4 protein-coding genes are annotated in these 19899 nt (G+C 76.0%); 1 reads left to right on the top strand and 3 read right to left on the bottom strand.

Translation table 11 applies throughout. From position 1 onward, the window contains the following. Positions 1 to 2: 2 nt before the first annotated feature. Genes ABT369_RS09175 through ABT369_RS09165 form a run of 3 tightly spaced genes read right to left on the bottom strand, consistent with a single transcriptional unit; the run spans position 3 to position 18633 of the window. A complete protein-coding gene (locus ABT369_RS09175; protein ID WP_350611198.1) occupies positions 3 to 17927 on the bottom strand; it encodes a WXG100-like domain-containing protein in 17925 nt (5974 codons plus the stop codon). Next, positions 17924 to 18256: a hypothetical protein gene (locus tag ABT369_RS09170; RefSeq protein ID WP_350611197.1), complete on the bottom strand. Its 333-nt coding sequence runs from the start codon at positions 18254 to 18256 to the stop codon at positions 17924 to 17926. Before ABT369_RS09170 ends, ABT369_RS09175 begins: the two co-directional genes overlap by 4 nt. Continuing rightward, the gene (locus tag ABT369_RS09165) at positions 18253 to 18633 is read right to left on the bottom strand and encodes a YbaB/EbfC family nucleoid-associated protein (RefSeq protein ID WP_350611196.1); all 381 of its coding nucleotides are present in this window, start codon (positions 18631 to 18633) and stop codon (positions 18253 to 18255) included. Before ABT369_RS09165 ends, ABT369_RS09170 begins: the two co-directional genes overlap by 4 nt. Between ABT369_RS09165 and ABT369_RS09160 the strand changes: the two genes are divergently transcribed. Continuing rightward, entirely contained in the window at positions 18626 to 19885 is a 1260-nt protein-coding gene (locus ABT369_RS09160) for a uroporphyrinogen-III synthase (RefSeq protein WP_350611195.1), read from the top strand. The two genes, ABT369_RS09165 and ABT369_RS09160, sit on opposite strands and share 8 nt — an antisense overlap. Positions 19886 to 19899: the final 14 nt, after the last annotated feature.

Raw genomic sequence — 19899 nt, 5'->3', positions numbered from 1 at the left:
CGTCAGCGTCGCTCGGCGAGCGCCACCCGGATCCAGTCCGGGCCGGCGTCGCGGGACCGTAGCGCGGCGAACAGCTCGCCGGTCACCGCCTCCACGGCCGCCCGGGCCGGCGGCCGCGGGTCGTGCTCCCACAGGCGGCCCAGCGCCGCCAGGGCACTGTCGCCGCGCGCCCGGCCCGCACCTGCGCCGAGCACCACGGCGGCCTCGGCCCGGACCCGGTACACGTCGGCGCCGTCCTCCAGACGCGAGCCCAGCCGGTCGCGCAACGCATCGAGGTCGAGGCTCGGACCGGCGAACAGCGCCAGCAGGCCGGCCAGCACCGCCTCGGCGACCCCTGCCAGGGCCGCACGCTGCCAGCCGTGGGCGCGCAGGCTCAGGTACAGCCGCCGCTGCTCCGGCGGCAGCCGATCGGCGCGCACCTCGGCATCGACCATCCGCCACAGCACCCCGGCATTGGGCGCGCCCGGCTCCAGCCCCAGGTGCCGCAGATGCGCGGTCAGATCCCGGATCGCCGCCGCCGGCTCCGCCCCCGCGATCTGGGCGACCAGCTCCTGCACGTCGCCCACGCCGCCCCGATCGTGGTGGGACAGCCGCGCACCCGGGCGCGGGGCCGCCCCGGCCGCCGTCAGCACGTCCCGCCGCGGCGCGGCACCCGGCCGCCGGCGCAGCCTCGCGTCGGCCTCCCACAGCGGCAGCACCGCGTCCGCCGTGCGGGTGCCGGGCACCACGGTCGCGGTCACCGGCGGGTCGTGCGGTGGGTCGGCCGGCAGCTCGGCCCTGACCCGGTCCGCGAAGGTGGCGTGGGCCTGCGGGTGCCGCTGGTGGTCGCGGTACAGGGCGATCAGGTCGAGCCCGGCCGCGTGGGCGGGGTCCGTGAGGTCGCCGGTGTAGAGCGAGGCCAGGGCTGCGGCGAGGCCGCCGTCGACCCGGCGGCTGGTGAGGCGGCCGCTGGGCCGGGCGTGGAAGCGGCGCACGGTGCCGATGGCGTCGGTGACGTCGAGCTCGACGGTGGCCCCGAGTTCGGCGGCGACGGCCCGGGCCTGCATGAACGGATCGGGCAGGCCGGGCTCGAGCGGCGCGTTCACCAGGAGCCGGACGCGCGACAACGGGCCGTCCACTCGGCGGCGCAGCTCGTCGGCGATGGCCCGGTGGACCGGCGCGTCCGGCCGCGCCCACATGGCGTCGTTGACCAGCGCGGCGTAGTCCAGCGTGCGGATGGCCGGGCCGGTGGGGTCCGCGGACGGCAGCTCCCAGCGTCGCTCGTTGCGCTGGTCGAGCATGTCGGCCCAGTCCGCCTCGAACATGGTCAGGCGGGCCTCGGCCGCGCCCCCGGAGATCTCGACGCGCTGCACCGCTCGCCACGGCCCGGTGCGCGAGGCGCGGAGCAGCCCGGGGCGCTGGGTCCACCGGGACGCGGTGGCCTCGTACCGGACGATCTCGACGGTGATGTCGAGGTCCAGGTCGGCGGTGATGGCCTCGCCGCCCACGTTGAGGGTGTCCTGGTCCTCGTCGCCGTGGCGGTGGTCGGAGTTCGCCGCCCCGCTGCGCGTGGCGCTCCACGATCCCGACAGCAGGTCCTTGGCCCGCTCCGCGAACGTCGGCCCGGCCGACCAGCTCCAGCCGGCCTTCGCGCTGGTGGCGTGCAGGCTGCGCCGGGTGAAGCCGGCCTCGAGCTCGCCGCGGTCGATGACCGGCCGGGGGCGGCGTGGCACGACGCGCACCACCACCGCGAGGTGCTGACCGGGCTTGCGCAGGTTCAGCGGCAGCCACAGCATGGTGTGCCCGCCGTCCTGGGCCATGCGCCGCAGCAGCGCGTTGAACCGGATGGAGCTGAAGGCCCGGTTGACGCGATGCTCGACCAGGGCCGCCCGGCGGCCGGCCCATCGCAGCTCCCGGAGGGCGGCGAGGACGGCGGTGGCGACGTGCTGGCGTGTGTCGTCGACGCTGAAGATCCGCGGCAGCCGCACCGGCCGCGGATCGGCGAGGCGGGCCTCGCCGGCGGCCGCGGGCACCGGCCGGGGCCGGCCGTCGGCGTCCTTGAGCAGCTCGCCGGGCACGAACTGGGTCACCTGGCCGTCCAGCCGGGTGCGCCACGTCGTCTCGCCCGTCGATCCGATCGCGCGGCGGACGAGGTCGCCGGCCGCGCGGGCCGTGCGGCCGGGCGGGCCGAGCCGCAGCAGGCGCACCTCGACCGTGACCGTGATCGGACGCCAGATCTCGACCCCGCCGGCGGTGAAGATGCGCTGCAGCTGGGTGAGCGTCTCGCCGTAGCCACCGGCCCGGGACGAGCCGACGCCGAAGCCGCCGGTGACGGCCGTGCCCGGCGCCCCGGTGCCGGCGCCGTCGGCGTCCTTGGTGCCGACGGTGTAGCTGACGCCGACCGACCGGCTGGACGAGCCCTTCCGGCCGCTGCCCTGCCAGGCGTACCGCTGCATCATCGCCAGCGCGTCGGCCACATCCTGCACGGGTGTCCCCACGCCCAGCCCGGCCCGGACGTCGACCTCGACCACCTGGTCGAACAGGCCCGCCAGGTCGGCCAGGCGCAGCGTCAGCCCGCGCGGCGAGATCATCTCGCCGATGAGGTCGTCGGCCCGCAGGGCGGCGAACGTGCCGGCGACCTCGCGCCACATGCCGGCGTTGCGGCCCGTGACGCCGGGCGCCACCGTCTCGACGCCGGTCAGGACGGCTTCGAACAGGTCCTCGCCGCGCAGGTCGATGTCGGTGAACTTGCTCTGGCCGCCGCCGAGGTTCAGGTACTCCAGCAGCTCCCGCAGCGGCCCGGCCAGCTCCTCGCGCATCGGCGCGGGTGGCACCGGCCGGCCCGCGAACCACCGCAGCAGGTCGTCGAGGTACCGCGCCGACTCGCCGCGCGCGACCCACCGGCCCGGCGTGTCCGGGAACTCCGCCACGGGGAACTCCGGGCCGATCCGGTCGGCCAGCCGCTCCGCCAGCTCGCCGGTGGTCCGGAAGGCGGCGTCCGGCAGCTCCGGCCACGTCGGCGCGCCCGTGGCGGCCAGCTCGGCGCGGTACTTCAGCATCACCTGCACGGCCAGCCGGCGGTTCAGGTGCAGCTCGCCGCCGGCGTAGCGTTCCAGCGCGTCGGCGACCTCGTCCAGCGAGACGGGCAGCTTGCCCCGCACCCACCACTGCAGCGCGTCGCGCTCCTCCCGGATGAGCACCACCCGGCGCGGGACCGGCCGCTCGTTGCCGACGACCGGCTCGCCGTGCCGCAGCAGCCGCGTCGTGCGCCGCCAGGTCGCCACGTACACGTATTGGCGGCCCAGGTTGATCAGCAGATCCTCCTCGCCCGCGGTGTCCGACGCCGAGCGCTCGCCGCCCGTCCCCCAGGTGAACGACGCCCCGGTGGTGTCCGTGTAGCCGCTCCCGGCGCCCCCCGGCCGGTGCAGCAGCTCGCCGAGGCCGCTGCTGAAGTCGTGGTCGGGGTCCAGCAGGTCCTTGCCCGAGCCGGACACCGTGTTGGCGACGCTGACCCCGGTGGCGAGGCTGTGGCCGATCATCGGCAGGCCGATGTTGCCGTCGGTGAACGTGCCGCTGGCCACGTGCCTGATGTCGAACAGGTCGCCCTCGGCGAGCAGCGTCACGAATCCGGCCGCGTCGGCCGGGTCCACCACGTCGGTGTGGGTGCCGTACATGAACAGCGCCGTTCCCGTGGCCCGCTGGCTGCGCAGGCTGCCCGCCGCGGTGATGAGCGCCAGGGCCGCGTCCGTCGGCGAGCGTCGCATCCCGGGCAGCGTGCCGGGCAAGGCTCGCTGGTACAGCTCCAGCCACTCCTCGGCCAGCCCGGTCCCGTCCATGTGCACGACCCGGGCCCCGCGCAGCGCCTCGCGCGACACCTCGGCCATCGCGGCCGGCGTCGTCTGCAACCGCGGCGGCCGGGCGTCGGCCAGCAGGTCCGCCGGCACGAGCACCCGCGCGGTGCCGGGCACCGGGCCGCTCGTGATGTCGGCGACCCGCCGGCCGGCGCTGTCGACCAGCTCGACCGTGATCGAGATTTCCGCGTCGTACTCCGCGACCCCCTGCCCCTCGCCCTCGTCCCGCGACTCGATCAGCCACACCTCCTGGTTGCGCATCGACTGGCTCGTGTCGATCCACGCCGACATGGGCCTGGTGTAGCCGGCCTGGGGTGCGGCCGTGGGCACGAGGTCGCGCAGCACCGGCACGTCCTTGTGCGCCGTCGTGGTCGCCGACAGCGGCGTCGGCGCGAACGAGCCCGAACCGCCCCAGCTCTGCGTCGACGCGGTCGAGTCGATGTCCAGGTAGACGACCTCCCGCGCGAAGCCGTGTCCGCGGTACCGGTAACCGTGCTCCTCGATGCTGATCCGCAGCAGCGCGCGCGACCCCTTGTCGTTCTCCACCCACACGTAGAGCCCGCGCTGCGTCGCGTCGTCGTACTCGGTCGCGAGCCGTGCGGCGTTGAGATGGCCGAGAAACCGCAGCGCGGTGCGGCGGTCGGCGGGCAGGAAGCCCTTGCGCTGCAGGTACGTCAGCACCTGCTCACGAATGCCGCCGGGGTCGTCGCCGGATGCCTGCTCCTCGACACCGGTCATGTCCTCGACGAGACCCACCCCGACGCCGGGGACCCGATCCGTGCTCCCGTCGCCCAGCCACCACGCGGCCGGGTCCCGGCCGACCGGCGGCGCGGGGTCCAGGGCGTCGCGCAGGCTCCCGTCGCCGCGGATCGCCCTCGGGTCGAGCTTGAGCCCCATCGCCGCGGCGATGCGCTCCGAGTGGGCCAGCACGGCCTCGCCCGGCGCCGTGACGTCGGGCCGCGCCGCGCCGTCGACCTCGATCCGGGCCCGCCACCGCAGGGTGCGCCGATAGGCCGTCGGATGGCCCTTGTCCTTGTGGACGTACACGCCGATCGCGGTCCGCTGCCCGTGGCCGGCCAGGTGCGCCTCCGAGCCCCTCGCGACCCCCGCCGTCGCCGTGACGTCCGGCCGACCCGGATCGGCGGTGCCGTTGAAGTCCCACCCGAACGTGCCGCCGGCCTCGCGGGGCAGTCCGCGCTGCCGGGACACGTTTTCGTCGGCGAACGAGACGCCCAGCATCTCCAGGCGGATGTTGTCGGCCGGCGGACCGATCATCTCGGCGTCCGCGGGATCCCCGAGCTCCGCTTCGAGCGTGATCGCGACCCGGCTCCGGCCGTCCGTGGTCAGGTGACCGAGCAGGCCGCCGGTCTCGGCGTGGTTGACCGCCGTGGCCAGCCGGGCCGGCGCGACCTCGAACACGTGCGTCATGAGCTCGCCTCGCGCCACGCTGCCCAATGGCGTCAGCGGGCCGAGCCGGGCCAGCAGCCTCTCGTACAGCTCGACCAGGCCCGTCAGGCCGAGCACCGTGTGCTCGTCGGGCAGGCCGTGGATCGTGGGCGGAGCCGGCCGCGGTGCCGAGGCCGGGTCGGCGGGCCGGGTGAACGGGTGATCGACCATCACCGGCATCCGGCCGTAGCTCACCGGGCGGGGCGAGGCCGGCCCGGCGCCCACGTCGACGCCGGCCTCCAGGCGGTACCGGTATTCGTACTGCGTGCCGTCGCCCCGGTTGTCCCACACCTGCCCGGGCGGGGCGTGCTTCGCCCCGGTCATCCCCACCGAGCGCGACCGTGCCGCGGTGCCGCCGACGCCCCACTTCAGGTGATCGAACACGTACTGCGCCCACGTGGACCACTGGCCGGGGTCGTGGCCGAGCAGCGGCGCCGCCCAGGCCGCCAGTGTGGTCCCGGCGGCCGCCACCCACTTCGCCACGGCGGGGTTGACGTTCAGCCCCCGCTGGACGCCGCGCGTCTCGCTCAGCTGCGTGCCCAGCGGCGCGAACACCGGGATCTGCCCGTGCGTCGTCTCGCGGTGCACCAGCCGGGGGTTCAGGATCTCGACCGGGTCCTCCAGGTGCAGCCGCAGCCGCAGCTCCGCGTCCCCCTGGCCCGCGAGCGAGCCGCCGTCCAGGTCGAGCACCATCCCCTCGGGGCCGACCGCCCACCGCCACCCGGCGCCGAACCGTTCCGCGAGCGCCCCCGGCTCGACCCGCACCTGCGCCCCGGCGTCGTCGAGCATCGCGTTCAGCTCCGCGGCGATGGCCTCCCACGGCAGCTCGTCCATGGCGTGGCTCATCGAGATCGCCGCCGCCACCGGCTGTACCTTCCGCAGCGCGTCCTCGAACGCCTCGAGCCGCCGCGCCACCTCGTGTAGGCGTGCCCGGTCCGCCGTCCCGGCGAGCTCGCGCGCCGCCGCCGCGACCGCATCGGCGGCCGCACGGGCGGCGGTTTCCGCGGCGGCGTACCGATCCGCGATCCACGCATACCGTTCCCGGCGTTCCCGGTGCTGCGCCTCGGCCCGGCCCGCCGACGCCCTCCGTGCCTCCCGGCGCCGGTCGTGCTTGCGGCCCGCGTCCGCCGCCTCGTTCGCGGCATCCTCGGCCTGTCGCCGCGCCGCGTCGGCCTCGCCCGCCTTGAGCACGCTTCGCGCCCGCAGCGCGGGTATCGCGGCGCTCAGCTGTGCGGCGAGGCCGGCGAGATGGCGTTGTACCGCCGCCGGATCGTCGAGGGCCAGCGCCTCCCGTGCCTCGCGGTAGGTGCCGTTGCGCAGCATCTCGTGCTCGTCGCGCGCCATCGCCACGCGCGCCGCCCCGATCAACGCGGCCGCCGCCGGCGTCGATCCGGCCAGCCCGGCGGCGTCGCGCGGGTTGTCCTGCAGCAACTGGCGGGCGACGGTCTCCGCCGCCGGCCGGCTCGCCGGTCGCGCCTCGACCAGCAGCCCCAGCGACGCCAGTGCGCCGTCCACGCCGGAGCGCCCGCCGAGCCCTTCCGCCCCGACCACGGCGGCCGCGTACGCCCGCAGCTCCCCGACGTCGACCGCCGCCCCGGCGACCTGCACCATCTCGGCCAGGACGGTGACTATGTCCTCGATCACCTCCGCCGCCACGTCCGCGCGCACCGCGCCGACCAGCGCCAGCGCCTCGTCGACCAGCTGGCCCGGCACCGGCCCGCGTCCCTTCAGCACCTCCGCCGCGGCGACAGACGGCGCCGGTACCGTCCCCCCGTCGAACTCGAGCTGGCGCCGGACGGCCAGGAGCAGCCTGGCCGCGGCCGCCTCCACCGGCCCCGTCCTGGCCTCGCGCAGGTCCGCCAACGCCTGCAGCGCGGCCTGCGCCCCGCCCACCTGCAGGCCCAGCTGGTACGCCACAGTCGCGGTCAGGACCGGCAGCTCGCGGGAGGCCGCCAGCTTCCCGGCGCGGGCGAGGACGTCGGAGAGCGCGATGTACCGGTCGCCGGAGGGGTGCGGCACCCGCAGGCGGTCGCCCTGCACCGTGACGTCCAGCCGGGCGAGGCCGTCCCGGACCACGCCCGCGACCAGCTGCCGGACCACCCCGTCGGACACGCTGCGGCGCAGCCCCGCCAGCGCCTGCGCCGGCACCTCCCGCACCCCGAACCCGGCGCGGAACAACGACTCGGTCAGGGCGGCGACGTCGACGGGCTCGTCGGCCTCGCCGGGGCGCGTGAGCACGAACGTGTCGGCGTCCCGGCGGCGAATCGACACGCCCGAACCGCCGTCCAGGCGGCCGGCCGCGTCGTCCAGGGCCGCGGCGGCGCGGCGCCGGCCGTCCTGGCGCCAGGGCGCGTTGTCCCGCCGCAGGGCCGCCACAACCCGGCGGTGCGGATCGGCGAGGTCGAGCAGCCTTGTGCGATGCCCGACCGCGGCGGCGTCCGGCGCGCCGGAGTACAGGTAGTCGACCATCAGGCCCGCCGTCAGCTGCAGCTCCCGCCGCGCCGTGCCGCCGACCGCCGGGTCGCCGAGCAGGTCCAGCAGCTCCACCAGCTCGGCCCGCCGGCCCGCATCGGCCGGGCTGAGCGCCGGCGCCCGCCCGCTCGCGTCCGGCCCCAGCCCGTCGCCGGCCCGGCCCCGCGGCTCGGCCACCGTCGCCCGGCCGACCTCGAAGGCGACCAGCCGGCGCACCTGGACGTCGCGCTCGGTCAGATCCGGCGTCAGCTCGGCACCGCGCGGGATGTCGGCGGCCACCACCACGCGCACCAAGCGCCGGTCCGCGACGCGCACGTCGCCGGAGCGTTCGTCCGCCACGCCGATGCCGTCGTGTACCTGTCCGGGCGTGAACAGCAGCGCGTAGTCGGCGCCGTCGGGCCGCACGAGCACCGAAAGGTGATCGTGGTCGATCGCGACCTCGCTCGGGTGCCCGCCGCTGAACGCGCGCGTCAGCGAGGCGAACACCGCCTCGGCGTCGCCGTCCCGGCCGGTCGCGGTGGCCTTGCCGACCACGCCGCTGCCGGCGGGGCGCTGTTGTTGCTGCCCGGCCGTCGGCGCCGGTCCCGCCTCGGCACGCGGGCCGCGCACCAGGTCCGCGGCCGACTGCGGGCCGGTGGCCCGGGCCGCCTGGTCGGTGGCGGTCCGGATGAGCTCGGTCAGTTCCCCCGGCGTCAGGGCCAGCTGCCGGGCGCGGTCGCGCTGGATCAGGTCGCGGTGGCGGCGGGTGACGTCGGCGCCGAGCTTGCGGAAGATCGCCTCGCCGATGCCGTACGAGGCCTGGTTCGCGGCCTGACTGGCCCCAGTGAGGAGCAAAAGGCCCAGCTGACCGGGGAGCATGTACGGCCCGGCGACGCCGACGGCCGCGATCCGCATGGACAGCGCCGGACCGTGCTTGAGCAGCGCGACGGACACGCCGTGCGCGTCGAGCGGGACCCGGTCCGAGCCCGGCTGGCCGGCCGGATCGGCGGTGGGATCGCCGAGCAGCTCCAGCGTCTGCTCGAGGTGGGTCAGGCCGTCGCGCGCCTGGCCGGCCGCGCGGATCAGGGCCAGCGCCAGCTCGTCCGCGACCTCGTCGCCGCGCTGCGCCGCCCAGCCCTGCCCGAGGCCGGCGCTGGCGGCGATGCCGGCCAGGCCGGTGAGCGTCACGAAGCTGAACGACCCCGGATCCAGCAGCATCGTCACGGCGGTCAGCCCGAGGGCGTTGACCACCGACGGCACCACCATCCGGACCCGGTACTGCCCGTCCGGGGCCCGCCCCGGGGGCAGCTCACCCTCCGGCGGCGCGGCCGGGCGCCCGCGGGCGAGGCGGACCGGCGCCATGACGATCGCCGCGCCCAGCCGGGCCGGCCCCAGCACGAGGGCCTCCAGCACCAGCCGGCGCACCTGCCGGCGTTGCCGGACCGCGCCGCGGGCGTGCCGCTCCAGCGGTTCCACGGCGTCCCGCACCGCCTCCAGTTCGGCCCGGACCCGCTGGATCTCGCCGACCAGGGCGGCCCGCTCGGCCGCGGGGATGGCCTCGTCGAGCGTGCCGGCCGCCGCCAGCCCCGAAACCCGCTCCTGCAGCTCGGCCGTGTAGTAGTAGACGTCGCTCAGTGCGGCGTTGCGCCGGCCGTCCGGGAGCTTGCTCAACGCGTGTTTGCGGTCGGCCCGCGCCTGCTGCTCCGGGCGTTCGGCCTGATAGTCGGACTCGCCGTAGGCGATGCCCTGCGCGAGCGGGGCCACCGCGCCGACCAGGCCGGCCGGCCCCTTGCCGCCGAACAACCACACGAACGCGCCGAGCCCGGCCGACGCCACCCCGGTCGGCACGGCCCGCTTGCGGTAGAACGGCGCCCGCGGGGGCGGTGGCACAACCGGCGCCTCGTCGTGCCGGTCGGCCACAACCGGCTGCGGCGCGGCCTCCGCCTGGCGCGCCGCGCGGGACTGCTCGCTCACGTACAACGCCTGTCGCAGCGCGCCGTCCTGCTGGGCCTGCAGCAGGTTGTTGGCCACGTTCGAGCCGGTCTGCCCGTACAGCAGCATCGGCGCCCGCCCGGCCAGCAGCCCGTTGACGATGTTCGTGATGCTGCTGACCACCGAGCCCAGGGCCCGGCCGGGGTAGTACATCCACGGGGCCGGCAGCCCGGTGCCGGCCTGGCGCGCCGCCACGTGCGCCTCGGCCCGGCCCGTCGTGCGGCGGCGCCCGGCCACCCGATCGGCCAGCTGCTGCCCGGCCTGGCGGACCTCGGCGTGCCGCTCGGTCCGTTCTCCCGGGTCGGCGCCGCCCAGGTCCTCGACCGTACGCTCGATCTCGGCCGCGATGACCGGCCGCACCAGCTCCCCGGCCACCCGATGCCAGCCGTGCAGGAACCGCAGCCTCGCCACGGCGGACTCCACACGCACCGCCGCCTCGTCCGCGCCCGACATCCGCTGCACGAACTCGGCCAGCGCCCCGGACACGTCCAGCCCCAGCGCCGCCCGGGTGGCGTCCGGCCGCAGCCGCAGCCGCCATCCGCCGTCGTACCCCAGCTCGGCGAACCGCGGCCCCTCCACCGGCAAATCCACCACGACGTCGAGCTCGAAGACGGAGTACCACTCGTCGTCGAGAATGATCTTGATCTTCGACTCCTCGGCCGCCACCTGTGCGCCGCGGGCGCCGAAGTCCGCCGCGGTCGGCGGCACCAGCGACGCCAGCGACCGCATGACCGCGGCCGGGTCGGCCACCGCCCGGGTCGACGGGCTCACCAGCCCGGCGACCCTCGCGTCCGCCGGCAGCCGGCCGTGCTCGGTCGCCTCCACGGCGCGCCGGCGGTCGACGAACCCGGCCTGCCCCTCCAGCAGCCCCAGCGCGCCCAGCGCCGCCCGCAGCCGCGCCGCCTCCGCGCCACTCACGGCCCGCAGCCGCTCCGCTGCCGCCGGGCCCGGCGCACGCCTCGCCTCCTCCGCCAGCGCGACCACCCGCCGCGCCGCCGCGGCCACCGCCCGCCACTGCCCCACCGCGTGCGGTCCCAGCCGGGGCTTGTCCCCCGTCACCGTGACGTCCGCATCCAGCTCGGCCACCCCGCCGCCGGCCCGCCGCAGCCACGCCCGCCGGTTCGCCGCGAGCGACTCGGCCACCGCGCCGGAGACGGCCGACGTCACCGCGCCGGGCGCGAGCGCCGGGTCGGCCAGCAGCTCCTCCGGCACCCGCACGAGCGCCTCGCCGTCCGTCCGCTCCATCCGGTACAACGTGCCCACCGGCAGGGCCGCCCCTTCGACCCGCAGCCGTACCGTCCCGCCCGGTGCCCGCCGCGTCGAGACCTCGATCCCGCCGTCGGCGGTGACCTCGACCCGCCGGATCGACCGGTCCGCCGGCTCGGCCTGCAGCTCGCTCGCGGCGTCCAGCAACGCCAGCCGGTCGCGCCAGCCCGGGTGGCGCAGCGCCGCCAGGTGCCGGCGGACCGGCTCCGGCAGGGCCTTGCCCCGCACGACGGCGTCAACCAGGCCCCAGCGCGCCGCGGCATGCCCCGGGTCCGCCTCGGGATCGAGCCCGAGCTCCTGGCGCAGCGCCTCGATGCCGTCGGCGGCCCGAACCCGCTCCCGCGCATCGCCGGCCGCGACCAGCCGCAGCACCCGCACGATCAGCCCGTTGACGCCGGCGACGTCGTGCCCGCTCAGCCGGTTCGGCAACCCGCTCGCCCACAGCGGCGGGCCGGCCGTGAGCAGATTCGGCGCCGGCACACCCCGCCTTTCGCCTACTGCCCACAGCTCGCGCACGAACGCGCCGGCCAGCGCTTCGGGGTCGGCGGCCCGATCGGAGAGCACCACCGTCACCGCCGGGGCACGGTCGCCGGGCGGCTCGACCGGGATCAGCGAACGCGCTTGCAGACCGTCACCGATCGAGCCCGCCGCCACCCGCACCAGCGTCGACGGCCGACCGTCCCACCAGTGCACCTCGACCACGCCGGCGACGACGCCCCGCACCACCACCGGCGGCCCGCCGTCGGGCCGAAACGCCTCCACCACATCGGCTGAACCGGGACGGCCTGGATCGGCATGAGCGATCGGCGTCAGCTCGCGGATGACCGAATCACTGAAACCGGCGCCGCTCAGCTGCTGCACCCGTTGCCAGAACAGCCCGGCGGCGCCAGCGGGGTCCGGCGCGGCCGACGTCCCGCGAGCGGAAGGCGTGCCCGGACCCGGCACCGGCGCGGCCGACGTCCCGCGAGCGGGCGGCGTGCCCGGGCCCGGGGGCGGCTCGGGCACTCGCAGCTGCCAGCCGGGCTCGCGCAGGCTCAGGTAGAGGCGGCGCTGGGCCGGCGGCAGCCGATCGGCCCGCACCTCGGCATCGACGATCCGCCACAGCGCGGCCTGATGCGGCGAGATGGTTCCCAGCCCGAGATGGTCCAGGTGCGCGGCCAGATCCCGGACCAGCCCCGAGCGCTCCGCCGCATCGTCCGCGGCCACGACCCGGGCGACCAAGGCCTGCACGTCGCCGACGCCCCCTCGATCGTGGTCGGACAGCCGCGCCCCGCGACCCGGCGCCGAGCCGGACCGGGTCAGCACAGCCGGCCGCGGCCGGCCGCCGCCGAGCCACCACCGGCTACGACCCAGCCGTCCGGGGGCCTCCCACAGCTCGTGCACGAGCGTGCCGATCAGGTCATCGCTGTCCGCATGCCGATCGGAGAGCACGACCGTCACACCGGGGCCACCCGGCGTCGTCTCGGCCGGGAACAGCGTGCGCGCCCGCAGCCCCGCACCGACCGAGCCGACGGCCACGCGCACCAGCAGCGGCGGCCGGCCGCTCCACCAGTCCACCTCGACCGCGCCCGCCACGACACCCCGCAGCGCCACCGGCGGGCCGCCGTCCGGCCGGAACTGCTCGAGCACGTCGCCGCCCAGACTGACCTGCTCGGCCACCCGCACCCCGCGCACGACCGAATCGCGATAGCCCGCCTCGCCCAGCCGCTGCAGCCGCAGTTGAACCGACCCGGCCAGCGCGGTGGTGTTCGGGTCGGCGAACATGGCCGCGGCGGCGCGCGTGCCGGGCACCACGGTCGCGGTGACCGGCGTTCCGTCCCCTGTTCGCGTGGCAACCGGGTCGGGCGCTGCTTCCGCCCGCGGTGCCGGCTGTGCGGTGCCCGGTGGATGGGCGGTGGCGACCAGCGCCGGCCTCGCGGGTGCGGTGTCGATGGCCGGCTCGGGTAGGGCGTGAGGCGTCCGGTGCTCGGAGGTCCGCGCCTGGGCCGGGCCGAGACCGCCGGGGTCGCCGGTGACGCCCGAGTTGCCGGAACCGCCGGTGACGCCCGTTTGGCCGGCGGAGTTGCCGGGGTCGCCGGTGACGTCCGGGTTGCCAGCGAGAGTTTCGCCGTTCGCCGCGGACGCGGTGGGGCGGCCGGTGAACGTGGCCGGCGGGCGCGGCGGATGGTCCTGCGACACGGCCGGAGTGTCGGTACCGACGGGGATTGCCGCGCCGGCCAGGCCCAGGATTCGGTGCTGGTTGAGGGCCGCGGCGGCGTGCTGCAGCTCGGGCACGAGAGCGAGGAGCCGCTGACCGGCCGCGTCGAGGCGTCCGTTGGCGGTGTCGAGCTCGGCAAGGCGACCCGCGGACGGCTCGGCCTCGTAGCGCTCGGCCGCCGCGCGCTGGTCCGCGACCGCCCGGTCGAACTCCATGACGGTCACCGGGGCCTCGGGGTGGTACGACCTGGTGAACACCGCGTCGGTCGACGAGACGACGAACGTGACGCGGCCCGCCGCACCGTTGCGTCCGGCGCGGTTCGCCGCCTGGACGTCGATGTCGGCGGACACGTGGGAATGGCCGGTGATCACCACCTCCAGGCCGTGCGCGCCCTGCGCGGGGTCGACGCCCCGGCCGGTCATCATGTTGGACACGAGCACGTTGCCCGGATCGCCGGCCCGCTTGATGCGCTCGGCGAACTCGGTCTCCCAGTTCCGGCCCTTCGCGTGCTCGGCCAGCTGCCAGTCGGCGTCGATGAAGTCGGCCTTGACCCCGCGCTGCTCCAGCCGCTCCACGAGCGCGCGGACCTGATAGTTCTCGACGCACTGCACGAGTACGCCACGGGGCCCGTTGAGCAGTTCTTCGACCATCGCGGCCACCCGGTCGAGCTTGGCGCCCTCGCCGCCCGGCACCACCTCGCTGCGGATGTCCAACCGCGGCTCGTAGTAGCGGGGGACCTCCCGGATGTCCGCCGAGAGTCCCCGGGCGGCGAACACCTCGCCGTGACCGCGGGCGGTGCCGGACGCGCCGACCACCGTCTTGTAGTTCTTCTCGAAGAGCTCCCCGGCCGTGATGCGTCTGGGCGACTCCGTGTCGCCACGGATGTCGAGGCCGTGCTTGGCCTCGATCGCCTGGGCCAAGCCCTCGTTCCAGCGGCTCTCCCGGGCCCCGTTCTGCTCGACCGTCGTCGAAAGGTCGGTCATCGGCTCGTGTGAGCCCTCTTTGATGATCACGATGTGCGGGTCGTCGCCGGGGCTCAGGGTGTAGTCCCGGCCCAGCTTGTAGTCCCACTTGGCCCGGGCCGCATTCTCCAGCCGGCGCACGTCGTCCGGCGTGAGGTCCCGGTTCAGGGCCTGTTCCAACCTGTCCCGGCCCGCGTCCGTCAGCCGCAGGCGGTTCGGTGGCCACTCGCCGGCCCGCAGTCCGCGCCCGAAGTCACGCTCGGTCAGCCACGGTGCCCGGCCGCCCACGCCCTCGACGAGGTCGTGGGCCCAGTGCACGAGCGCCCAGACCTCCGGGGTGGCCAGTCCCAAGGCGCCATCACTGATGACGAACTCGTTGTTGCCGTGCACCAGCACGTCGTCGATCTCGTCGAGGATCGCCACGTCCCCGGGGATCGTCTTGTCTCGCAGGTCGGCGAACGCCGCATCGTCCACCTCGCCGACGTAGACCGTCGGGTGGCCGCCGCGGGGCGCCGGGACGTTGCCCTCGGGATTCATCCGGTGTACGTCGAAGCCGAGACCGGACAGCAGATCCAGATACGCGTGGAACTCCCGGGTCGCCAGGGTCTTGCGAGTGGTGAGGACGTGGACGGCCTCCGCCCCGTCCGCCGCCTTGATCGTGGCGTACAGCCGGTAGACCAGCGACTTGCCCTCGCCGGCGGCCATGTTGACGACGTGGCCGTCCCGGAGCGCCTCGACCGCGTCCAGCTGTGTCCACCGCAGATACCGGTCCTCGGCCCGGGCGATCAACGCGTACGCGGCCGCCATGGCGTCGTCCGGACTGCCCCGCCGCACCAGCTTGCCCAGCGTTGCATCGCCCAGGCGGTTCAGCCACGGCAACCGCGCGTCGATCCGGTATCCCAGCCGCGCCCCGTCGTACAGGCGGTGCCGGCCGCTCAGCCACGCGTCGACCTCGCCGGGCCGGGCCCCGGATTCGACCCACCGGCCGTTGTCATCCGGCACGTACGCCCGCGGGTTCTTCGGATCACTGAAGTCGCGATAGACCACCACGGGCCCGTCACCCGCGCCGCCGGCCGTGCCCGCACGGATCGCGTCGGCGTGCTTCTCCCCCACGACGATCTCGGTGCCGTCGGCGAGGCGCAGGCGCACGGGTTCCTCGACGGGCCGCGCGATCGGCCGGCCGGCCTCGCCGTGCGCCAACCACTCCGCGGACAGCTCGCCGTTCTTGGGCAGCCCACGGTCGAAGGCGCGCCCGTCCTCGAAGACCACCAACCGCAGCCGGCCCCGGCCGTCGACCAGCCCGCGCGCCTCCGCCGGCACCGCAACCGGCGGGCCGTCGCCGGATGCCGTCCTCAGCGCGGTCTCGGCCTCGGGCCGATACCAGCCGTCGGGCTCACGGTGCCACTTCGTGTTCTCCACATCCCGGACGAACTTCGGCTCGCGCGGACCATGCGACAAGGGCGGCCGCCAGGCCTTCCGGTCCGCCGCATCTGCGGACCTCGGCTCGTCGCCCCGCACCGCGCGGTCCGCCGCCGGCTCCGGCCGCGCGCCGTTGGCCTCCGCGGACGAGTCCTCACCCACGGCACCGTCACGGTCACCGTCCTCGAGGCGTCGACCGGGCCGCTCCGCGCCGCTCGCCGCCGCGTCCTGCCTTGCGTCCGGACCGGCGTCATGTCGCTCGGGACCTGGTCGCCGTTGTTCGCGGGCAACGTGGCCGCTCGTGCCGTCCGCCGCACGCCCGTCCCGCGGGGACCGCCCCGACGCCGAATCGGCGGCCCGATCACGGACGGGCACCTCGTCCGGCCGCGCCGAACCAGCGGGCCGATCGCCGATGGGCGCCTCGTCCGGCCGCGCCGAGCCGGCGGGCCGGCCGGTCTCGGCTGGCGCCCCCGGCAACAGGTCCGGCCGTTCCGCGCTCGATGCACCCTCCGCCCGCCCGGCCGCTGGTCGCCGCAGCTCGGCCCCGGGCGTCACCGCGGGGCCCGGCCCGCGCCCCGCCGGTCCGCCCCCGGCGTGCGGCCGAACGTCCGCCGGCGCATGGATCGCCGCCACCCCGGACGGCCCGGGAGACCTCGTGTCGTGGCCCGGCATCGCCTCCGTGATCGTGCTGCCCGTCGACGGGCCGCCGTCCATCGCCGCCCTGGGCGGCAACCCGTCCAGGCCGCCACCGATCGGCTCCCTGACCGGCTGGGCCGTATGCCCACCGGACGACCGCACCGCAACCGTCGAAGCCGGCCCGCCGCCATGGCCGACGATGGACTCCCCAACCGGCTGAGCCGTATGGCCGCCGGACGACCGCACCGCAACCGGGGAGGCCGGCCCGCCACCGTGCCCGACATGGCCGGCCTGGGTGACCGGCGTCGCCGCCGGGCCCGAAGAGCCGGTCGGCACCGGCGAATCGGAGTGCGACACCGGCGTTCGAGGCGGCGGTTCCCCCGACTGGCTCGGGTGAACGACGGTCCGTTCGGGGTGCGAGGACGCGGCCGGATGGGCGGCAGACCCCGGAGCGCCGGTGCCGGCGCCGGACGGACCGCCCCCGGATTCGCGCCCACCCAAGGGCCCGCCCGGCGCGTTGCCACCCGTGTCGGGCCTGGCCGGAGAAGTGCCTGGCGGCGAGGCGTCGGGCCGCTGGGGGCGCACCGGGTCGCCGATCGGCGGGTCCACGGAGCCGCCCCGCCGTGAGGCGTCGGCGATGGTGCGGTCCGGGTCGACGCCGACGGGGCGGTCGGGCCGGATGCTGCCCGCACCGCCGAAGCGTTCGGGAAGCGCCTTCCTGGCCACGGACGAGAGAGCCTGCGTCACGGTCGGCACGTTGTGCAGCCCGGCCCCCAGCGCGTCCAGCGCCTCCCCCGCCGCCGTCATGCGTCCGGCCTTGGCCAGGGCCCCGCCGACCCGCGCGACGGTTCCGGTGCCCTTGATGCCCAGGGCGGCGGCGATGCTGACACCGGCGAAGCCCAGGTGGTACCCGATGTCGGCGCCCGGCGTGTCCCAGGCGACCATCGCCTTGCCCGTGTCGGCAAGCGTCCGGCCCAGCTCGCCCCGGTCGAAGGTCGGGATGGCGCCCGACTGGTCCCACATCACACCGGTCGGCATCGGGCCGTACGCGCCCAGGGCGAGCGCGAGCTTCCCGAACCCGTCCCAGGCCATCAGGGCGTTGTAGACGCTGAAACCGCCCTCGCCGTAGCCGGCCAGGCCGGCCAGCGACAGGGCGAACTGGCCGAGCGCGTCCAGGCCGCCGTCGATCATTCCCTCGTGCTTCTCGGGCGGCTCGGCGGTCGGTTCGACCGGGTTGCGGATCTGGTCCGCCGCGTCCGTCACCAGCTTCGCGATCTTGTCGGCGACGCTGTCGGCGAACCGGTCCAGCAGCCAGCCCTTCACCCAGGGCTGGGCGAGCAGCCTGATCCGTTCGAACGTGTGGTTCTGCTCCAGGACGAAGTTGTGGATGTGCTCCTGGATCCGTACGACGAACGTCGCGTACTCCTGGTACGCCGCCGCGATCCCGTCCATGGCCGGGGCGAGCGGCTTGATCCAGTCGTTGAGCACGTTGAGGTTGTGGTGCATGGCCCGGCCGGCGCCGTCGGGCCAGCCCTCGAGCAGCCCGTTCGCGGCGGCCTCGCCGTGGCCGGACGACTGGCGGGCGGCGCCGGCGAGGGTGGTCCACGCGTTGCCCGCGGCCCGGAGGGCGGCCAGATCGGGCGACGGCCAGAGGACGTCCATCTGGCCGCCCCGGCGTGCGCGTATCCGGTCCCACAGGCGGCACGCCGGTTCGGTCGGGTCGGTCATGCGCCGGGGGTCAGCCGACCCGCGGCGGCGGCGTCCCCGTCCCGGTAGATCTGCACCGCGTCGCGGAGGCCGTCCGCATAGCCGGAATAGAGCGGGGGAACCTGCCTCGCGGCGGCCTCGAGCTCACCGGCCGCCTTCACAACCGTGTCGCCGAAGGCCGCGCCCAGCGGGCCGCGACCTCCGATCCCGGGGCCGCCGAGCGTGCCGCTCACCCCACGCAACGCGCCCGCGAGGTCTTCGCCCGCCGCGGCCAGCAGATCGTGCATGGCCGTGGTCACGTCGAGGTCCATGTCGATGAGGCCGTCACCGTTGCGGTCGACCCCGTTCACCGCCGCTCACCGCCCGCGGCCGCCCGGTCGAGCTCGTACAGCAGGGGGTCGAACTGCAGGTCGGTGGACTCGGGGCCGGCCTCGGCGGGCAGCAGCTCGCGCACGATGAGGAACGCCTCCTCGTGCGCGAGCCCGACGGCCCGGTGGATGGTGTCGGTGATCGCCTTGGCCAGCCCGGCCGAGTCGGGCGCGCGGTAGATGCGCGGGTCCAGCCACAGCTCGAGCAGTTCCCGGCCGGCGCCGACCGTCGCGCTGACCATCCCGTCTTCGGACTCGGCGGTGGCCCGCACCTCGGCCATCCGCCGCTGCACGGTCCGGACGTCCTCCGCCAGCCGCGCGTGTTCCTCCGAAATGTCGAAGGAAGAACGTGTGTCCACAGCGCCTCCCGAGATCACGGCGACGGTGCGCCCGGCCAGAAGTGTCGCCCGGTCCGCGGCGTGGCAGCGCCGGCTGGCCTGTTGCGGCCACCACCCGCCCCGGCCCGGCACGGCCGGAGACGATCCGACGGTGGGAGATCGGCGGGCGCTCCTCGCCGGCTTCACCGTCGGCGTCGTCAGCCATCGCCGCCGGCACCCCCTCGCCGACTTGCTGGAGCGGCACGGCGCGCGAGTCGTTTCGGTGCAGGGGGTCCGCGCGGTGCCGCAACCGGACCCGGACGCCGTCCGCCGGGCCACGGCCACGATCGGCGGGCCGTTGGACGAGGCCGCGCTCGGCGGACCGCTGGACGACGTCGTCGCCGCGACCGCCGGGGGCGTGCGGGCCTGGCTGCACGCCGCGCCCGATCCGGATCGGCTCCTGGCCCTGTTCCGCTCGGCCCGGCTGCTGGCCGCCGACGCCCGCACCGCCGACGCCCTGCGGGCAAGCGGCCTGCGCGACATCCAGTCGACGGCGGCCGGCGGCGTCGACGACCTGCTGCGGTACCTGCTGACGCACCAACCCGCCGGCCGGCGCATCGCCGTGCAGCTCGACGAGCCGGGCCGGGCCGAGGCCGGCCAGGCGCTGCGCATCCACGGCGCCGACGTGGTCGAGGTGCCCACGTACGTCACCAGCCCGCCGAACGACGTGGTCGGGGTGCGGCGGATCGTGGAGCTGATGAGCCGCCGCCAGCTCGACGCGGTCGCCTGGCTCGACCCGGACGCGGCCGGTCACGTGCTGCGCTTCGCCGCCGAACACAGACGGCTGCCGGCGGTGCTGGCCCAGCTCGGCCCGCACGTCCCGGCGGTCTGCCGCGGTCCGCTCGCCGCGGCAGTGCTGAGCCGGTACGGCGTCACGGCGAGCATCGCGCCGATGCCCTTCGACGAGGAGACCGCCGCGCTGCTGGGCCGCTCGGTGCTCGAGCGGACCGTCAACGCCACCGTCGACGGCCACGCCCTGGAGGTGCGCGGCTTCGCGGCGCTGTTCGACGGCCGGCTGTACCCCATCCAGCAGGGCCCGATCGACGTGCTGCGCGCCCTGGCCAGGGAGCCGGGCCAGGTGCTCTCCCCGGCGGAGCTGCGCCGGCTCGTGCCCGGCCTGGCCGAGGTCGACGACCACGCGATCGAGATGGCGGTGTCCCGCCTACGCCGCGCACTACCCGGCCTCGACCTGGTGCAGACGGTGATCAAACGCGGCTATCGCCTTGCCGTCTGAGGCAGCCGCACCGT

The organism is Dactylosporangium sp. NPDC000244 (assembly GCF_040300725.1).
Taxonomy (GTDB): domain Bacteria; phylum Actinomycetota; class Actinomycetes; order Mycobacteriales; family Micromonosporaceae; genus Dactylosporangium.
The sequence above is the reverse complement of the archived record's forward strand: the minus strand, read 5'-3'. Positions and strand labels throughout refer to the sequence as shown.

What these genes read in the sequence shown, in the direction of transcription:
- ABT369_RS09175 (WP_350611198.1), bottom strand. Translation starts at nt 17,927, where the DNA reads ATGACCGACCCGACCGAACCGGCGTGCCGCCTGTGGGACCGGATACGC.